Annotated in this window: 3 protein-coding genes; 1 reads left to right on the top strand and 2 read right to left on the bottom strand. The window is 64.2% G+C overall.

All coding sequences use genetic code 11. The features are described from left to right. A partial coding sequence (locus tag AC1DQF_RS21505; RefSeq protein ID WP_477527259.1) for an N-6 DNA methylase occupies positions 1-552 on the bottom strand: 552 nt, incomplete at its 3' end. A 79-nt stretch (positions 553-631) separates the two neighbouring features. After that, on the bottom strand, positions 632-1,057 hold the full coding sequence (locus AC1DQF_RS21500) for a hypothetical protein (protein WP_477527258.1): 426 nt from the start codon (positions 1,055-1,057) through the stop codon (positions 632-634). A 759-nt stretch (positions 1,058-1,816) separates the two neighbouring features. On the opposite strand from AC1DQF_RS21500, the gene AC1DQF_RS21495 reads away from it, so the two are divergent. Beyond that, positions 1,817-2,136, top strand: a 320-nt coding sequence (locus tag AC1DQF_RS21495) for a hypothetical protein (RefSeq protein WP_477527257.1), incomplete at its 3' end; no start/stop codon positions are given.

Below are 2,136 nucleotides of genomic sequence, written 5' to 3'. Positions count from 1 at the left end.
CTGCGTCATGGTCTCGAACCGGAAATCGCGTCGTTGGAACCTGCCGCGCCCCAGGTAAGACCACTCCGCGAACGTGATGTGCTCACCCTMGCGCGTCTTCATGGTGAGCGCGTCGGCCTGCACGATGTTCACGCCGAGAACGTACGCGGCGGCGCGGTATAGATCGTCCGTTTCGTCGATTTTCAGGTACTCGACGATCGGAATCAGCATCTTCTGGCGGCACTCGGCGATGTTGTCTTCGAGCAGTTCGATGCCGTAGATGCACATGAGCGCGTGCAAAGCGTAGTGACGCTTGTCGAACTCAGACTGCCGGTAGCGACGCTCGACGGCAGCAAGTTTGCGGATCAGYACTTGCACGAGGAAGTTGCCCGAGCCGCAGGCGGGCTCCAGAAAACGCGAGTCGATGCGCTCGGTCTCATCCTTCACCAGGTCGAGCATGTCCTCGACCATCCAGGCCGGCGTGAAGACCTCGCCGTGATCGACAACCCGTTGCTTCGACCTCACAAGGGAAGGCGGCAACGGCACGCCTCCAGACGCCTGTGTGGGGTCCATACGCATCCACCTTCTCGCTTCGATGTCATTGGCTCGGACTACAACTGGACCCGAGGATTCCGTGGGGCTGACTACACCCCTATGCCCGCGGCCGCCCATCGGCGGCAGCAGGTCCTACGCCACCCGCCACGCTGGAGTACTTCTCGATCAGGGCCGGGTGCGTGACTGGCGTCTTTGGGAACTTCATCCGCGTGAAGGTCGGACCGATCACGGCCTCAACTCGCAGCATGTCGTCGATGCTCAACCATCGGTGCCCGGTCAGGCACCGCCTCAGGCGATCGAGGTTGAACCAGTCTCCTTCGACGAACTTCTTCTGGCTCATCTGAGTTCGCCGAAGGTGCTCGTTCACGAACCCGCAGAACTCGTGCTGCATCTCGGCGTGACGGAGACCGACGAGCCGGTCCAGGGTGTCCGGTTGTAACCACTCGATCGCGTACGGGACGCCGAACATATGAGGCTCGTGAAGGTGGTCGCGCGGCTTCCCGCGGGGGCTCGGTCCCGGCATGGCAGCACGCTAGTGGACATCGTTGGCACTTGCGGCAATTGTAGACGTTCGGCCTTCAGGTGGGTCCTACGGATACAACTCGAAGGACTCACCTCTACGGCACGGAGTCGCCGCTTGGCGCCGTAGTGGCACAGGCAGTTGCATGACCCCGAACATGGTCCGGCCACAACCGGACGCCCAACCCTCGCTCCAGCCGCGCTACGGTCACGGCCTCGGGCCAGGTCTTCCCCGCCAGCAATCGCGTCACGATGCCATGGTCCATCCCCGCGGCTTCTGCGGTGCGTCGGATGCTCCACTCCCCCATGGCTTCACGCAGGCTCTCGACCAGGAGTCGCACGAACTCGGCGTCTGCGTCTTCGCACGGCTCGCGCGGCCAGTCGCGACTGCTTGCCACCGGTGCAGTCGTCCGGTTTCTGCCCATGCGCAGAGCGTAGGCCGAGCATCGGCCGCGCTTCGTGTCGCAACGCTGCCGCCGGGCACTGTCGGTGGGCAGATTTACGGTGTGCAGTACCACCACCGCCCGGCGCGCGGCTCTCAAGCCGCACCACGATGCGTCCGCCCGGTGAGTGCACCTATCCCGTCAGCACGACTCGGAGACCGCCGATGAAGACTCCGCCCACACAGTCCAGGACGACGACCGGAGACGCGCTGCTCGCGCGAGCCCCTGATGGGTTCGACACAGTCCAGTGGCGAGCCCGTGACGGACGCATACGTACTGCCCACGCGACTCCGGCGTTGTCCCAAGAGGATTTCACCCACGTGCCCCCCTTGCGCCAGGGCGTGCAGTACCAAAACAGGCTCAACCGGCACGCGCTGCACTACTTCGCACCACAAGGCACGCACGTGTGGTGCGAGTCGGCGCTGGAGGCCGAGTGCCTCCTTGAACTGGAGCACACGGGCGATGTGCGCCTCGTCTCGTCCCAGCCGATGCTGATGCTGTTCGCCGCCGGGTCGAAGGTCTTGAAGCACTACCCCGACTTCTTCGCCGTCCACGCTGACGGCGACCGGGTTGTCTACGACGTGAAGCCCTCCGGACGAATGACTGACGCAGTACGCGACCAGTTCGCGGAGACGGCCCG

The sequence above is a fragment of the Nocardioides sp. P4_G4 genome (genome assembly GCF_056401085.1).
This window is presented reverse-complemented; position numbering and strand designations above follow the sequence as displayed.

Excerpts from the sequence above, each read along its gene's own strand:
- AC1DQF_RS21500 (WP_477527258.1), bottom strand. The coding sequence starts at position 1,057 with ATGCCGGGACCGAGCCCCCGCGGGAAGCCGCGCGACCACCTTCACGAG.